The 3731-nt window shown below is 68.4% G+C and carries 4 protein-coding genes; all 4 read right to left on the minus strand.

Features of this window, described 5'->3' with window-relative positions; translation table 11 throughout:
- A partial coding sequence (locus B1400_RS08965; RefSeq protein ID WP_133064680.1) for a hypothetical protein occupies positions 1–375 on the minus strand: 375 nt, incomplete at its 3' end.
- Between the two features lie 109 nt (positions 376–484).
- Complete coding sequence (gene ftsH, locus B1400_RS08970) at positions 485–2572, minus strand: ATP-dependent zinc metalloprotease FtsH (RefSeq protein WP_095614048.1); 2088 nt, start codon at positions 2570–2572, stop codon at positions 485–487.
- Positions 2569–3132: a hypoxanthine phosphoribosyltransferase gene (gene hpt / locus B1400_RS08975; RefSeq protein ID WP_095614049.1), complete on the minus strand. Its 564-nt coding sequence runs from the start codon at positions 3130–3132 to the stop codon at positions 2569–2571. The genes ftsH and hpt overlap by 4 nt, the downstream gene beginning before the upstream one ends.
- On the minus strand, positions 3107–3731 hold a 625-nt coding region (locus B1400_RS08980), incomplete at its 5' end, for a TilS substrate-binding domain-containing protein (protein ID WP_407641089.1). The genes B1400_RS08980 and hpt, both read right to left, overlap by 26 nt.

Consider the following 3731-nt stretch of genomic DNA (forward strand, 5'->3'; position numbering starts at 1 on the left):
CTGCGCCGCGTGCGCGGCCGCCGGCCCGACGTCCCTCGGCGTCGTCGCGCCCGACTCCGCGACCCAGCGCAGCTGACTGCAGACCGCGTCCGGCGCCGTCGGCGTCAGCGTGAGCGTCACCTGCGCCGTCTCGGCCGCCGTCTCGCGGCGCACCGCCTCGGCGACGGCGTCGGCGACCATCGCGCCGGTCTCGCCGTCGTGTGCCGCGACGATGCGCCGGACGGTCTCGACGAGCGTCGTCGCCGAGGCGCGCGCGACGAGGCCTCCGTCGAGTTCGACGTCGACGTCCAGACGCGCCCGGCCGGCGAAGGGGTCGTCGACGACGTCGATCATGCCCGCCGTCAATCCCCGGCAGATGAGCGTGTGCGTTCCCATGTTCGTGTCCTTCCTGCTTGCCGATTCGCCGGCGTGCCGGTCCGACCAATGCGACAGGCCCGGGCTTTGCGGCGCCGGGCCTGTTGGATGACCGACTCGTCAGATCCGGTCAGAACTGCTGCTGCGGGATGCCCGCCGACTCCTTGAGCGATTCGGGGATCGGCACCGGCGGCACGTCCGAATCGGGGCGGTTCGGGCTGCTGAGCCACACCGGCCGTTCCGGGGCCATCTTGATGCCGGCGAAGACCTCCTTGAGCTCCTTCTCGTTGAGCGTCTGCTTGACGAGCAGACGGCGCACGAGCTCGTCGAGGATCTCGCGGTTGTCGGTGAGGATCTGCCACGCCTCCTGATGCGCGGTCTCGATGAGGTCGAGCACCTGCTCGTCGATCATCTCGGCCGTCGCGTTCGAATAGTTGCGGGGACGAAGCCCGTCGAGGCCCTGGTCGTCGTCGGAGTCGATCCACTTGACGGCACCGAGCTGCGAGGACAGGCCGTATTCTCCGACCATATGGCGCGCGATGCTCGTCGCCTTCTCGATGTCGTTCGACGCGCCGGTCGTCGGATCGTGGAAGACGATCTCCTCGGCGGTGCGGCCGCCCATCGCGTAGGCCATCTGGTCGAGCAGCTCGTTGCGCGACTGCGAGTAGCGGTCCTCGGTCGGCATGACGGCCGTGTAGCCGAGCGCGCGGCCTCGCGGCAGGATCGTGACCTTGGTGACGGGGTCGGTGTTGTGCAGCGCGGCGGCGACGAGCGCGTGGCCGCCCTCATGGTAGGCGGTGTTGCGCAGCTCGTCGAGCGCCATGCCGCGCGTACGGCGGCGCGGGCCGCTCATCACGCGGTCGATCGCCTCGTCGATCGCGCGGTTGTCGATGAGCTGGGCGCCGACGCGTGCGCACAGCAGCGCGGCCTCGTTGAGCACGTTCGCCAGGTCGGCGCCGGTGAAGCCCGGCGTGCGCACGGCGATCGCGTGCAGATCGATGTCCGGCACGAAGGGCTTGCCCTTCGCATGCACCTTGAGGATCTCCTCGCGGCCTTCGAGGTCCGGCGCCTCGACGGCCACCTGACGGTCGAATCGGCCCGGGCGCAGCAGCGCCGGGTCGAGCACGTCCGGACGGTTCGTCGCGGCGATGATGATCAGGTTCGTGTCGTTGTCGAAGCCGTCCATCTCGACGAGCAGCTGGTTGAGCGTCTGCTCGCGCTCGTCGTGGCCGCCGCCCATGCCGGAGCCGCGCTTGCGGCCGACGGCGTCGATCTCGTCGATGAAGATGATCGCCGGGGCGTTCTTCTTCGCCTCGTCGAACAGGTCGCGCACGCGCGAGGCGCCGAGGCCGACGAACATCTCGACGAAGTCGGAGCCGGCCATCGAATAAAACGGGACGCCCGCCTCGCCGGCGATCGCGCGCGCGAGCAGCGTCTTGCCGGTGCCCGGAGGGCCGTAGAGCAGCACGCCGCGCGGGATGCGCGCGCCGAGCGCCTTGTACTTCGCCGGGTCCTTGAGGAAGTCCTTGATCTCCTCGACCTCCTGAACGGCGGCCTCCTCGCCGGCCACGTCCGAGAACTTCGTCTTCGGGATCTGGCCGTCGGCGAGCTTGCCGGCGTTCTTCTTGCCGCCCATGCCGAGCATGCCGCTCGTGCTGCTCATCCTGCTCATCAGGAACCAGCCGAAGCCGAGGATGATCAGGATCGGCAGCAGCGACGTGAGCATGTAGGTCAGCGCGCCCTGCGTCTTGATCGTCGCCGTCCAGCCGTTCGCCGGTTTGGCGTCCTCGACGGCCTTGACGATGTCGGCGTCCTGCGCGCTCGCGAAGTAGAACTGCACGTCGGTGCCGTAGTTGCGGTCGTTGCCCGACTCCGGGTCCTTGCCCGAATAGGCGTCCTTGAGCTTGAGTTCGACGAGGTTCTGGTTGTCGACGATCGTCGCGTTCGTGATGTTCGACGCGTTGCTCTTGAGGATCGACAGGCCCTGCTCGGTCGTGATCGTCTTCGCGCCGCCGTTCATCGACAGGAAGAGGATGACGAGCGCTACGAGCGCGACGACGGTGCCCCAGAACCACGGCGAGCGCCATGCGCTCCTCTTGCCGTTCGGATCGCCGCCTCCCGGGTTGTTCGGGTCGGACGGGTTGAACGGGTTCGGGCGGTTGCCCGGCGACCCGTTGCGGTTGCCGCGTGGCTGCTGCGGCCCCTGCGGGATGCTCATGCCTGCTCTCCTTCGTATACTTCCGGCTTCAACACCGCGATCGAATCGAGGTTCCTGTAGCGTTCGTCATAATCGAGCCCGAAGCCGACGACGAACTCGTCCGGGATCACGAATCCCTTGTATTTCACGTCCAACTGCACCTGATGCCGCGCCGGTTTCTCCAACAGCGCGAAGATCTCGACCGATGCGGCGCCCCTGCGCTCCAGTTCGTCGACGAGCCATTTGAGCGTGACCCCCGAATCGATGATGTCCTCGACGATGAACACGTCACGCCCGCGCACGTCGGTCGACAGGTCCTGGCGCACCGTGACGACGCCGCTGCTCACCGTGCCCGACCCGTAGCTCGACAGGCTCATGTAGTCCATCTCGAGCGGGATCGACATCGCCTGGGAGAACGCGACCATCGTCGTCGCGGCGCCCTTGAGCACGCAGACGAGCAGCGGCGTGCGTCCGCGGTAGTCCTCGCTTGCCTGTGCGGCGACTTCGGTGATCTTCCCCATGATCTGTTCATGGCTCAGCAGCTCATGATCGATTTCATGCTCTATGTCGACGATTTGCATGCGTTACATCTTGGCACACCTCAATGACGTGTTTCTGACGATTCGCTGTGCGTTTTCTGGGAAGTCGCACACCCCGTTGCCCGTGCCAACCGGAGACGAGGGCCTCGACGGCCTCGACATGGCGCCGGCCGCTGCCCGGCGCGCAGATCGCGAGCGTGCGCGCGACGACGCGGAAGCGCAGCGCCGCGTCCTCGGCGGCGAGCGAACGCGCGTCGATGAACGCGCGCATGCCGCCGCCGCCGTCGTCCTCGATGCGCACGCTGCGGGCGAAGACGTCGTCGGTGAGCCGCTCGAGCAGGTCCATGTCGCGCCGAGCGAGCGCGGCGCCGTCGGCGAGCATCGCCGTCATATCGCGGCCGGCGAAGGCGCTCAGCTGCGGCAGCAGCGTATGCCGCACGCGCGAACGCAGCGGGAAGCTCGCCGGCAGCGGCTCGTCGGCGGCGACGCCGTCGCCGTTCGTCGGGTCGTCCCACCATGTCAGGCCGAGGTCGCCGCAGATGCGCGTCGTGTCGGCGCGCGCGACGCCGAGCAGCGGCCGCGCGAAGCGCACGCCGTCGATCCGCTGCTCGGGTGGCATGCCGGCGACGGCGTCGAGGCCC

It is taken from the genome of Bifidobacterium italicum, from assembly GCF_002286915.1.
GTDB classification, from domain to species: domain Bacteria; phylum Actinomycetota; class Actinomycetes; order Actinomycetales; family Bifidobacteriaceae; genus Bifidobacterium; species Bifidobacterium italicum.

Coding starts and splice junctions, on each gene's coding strand:
- ftsH (WP_095614048.1), bottom strand. CDS start 2,572: ATGAGCATCCCGCAGGGGCCGCAGCAGCCACGCGGCAACCGCAACGGG.
- hpt (WP_095614049.1), bottom strand. CDS start 3,132: ATGCAAATCGTCGACATAGAGCATGAAATCGATCATGAGCTGCTGAGC.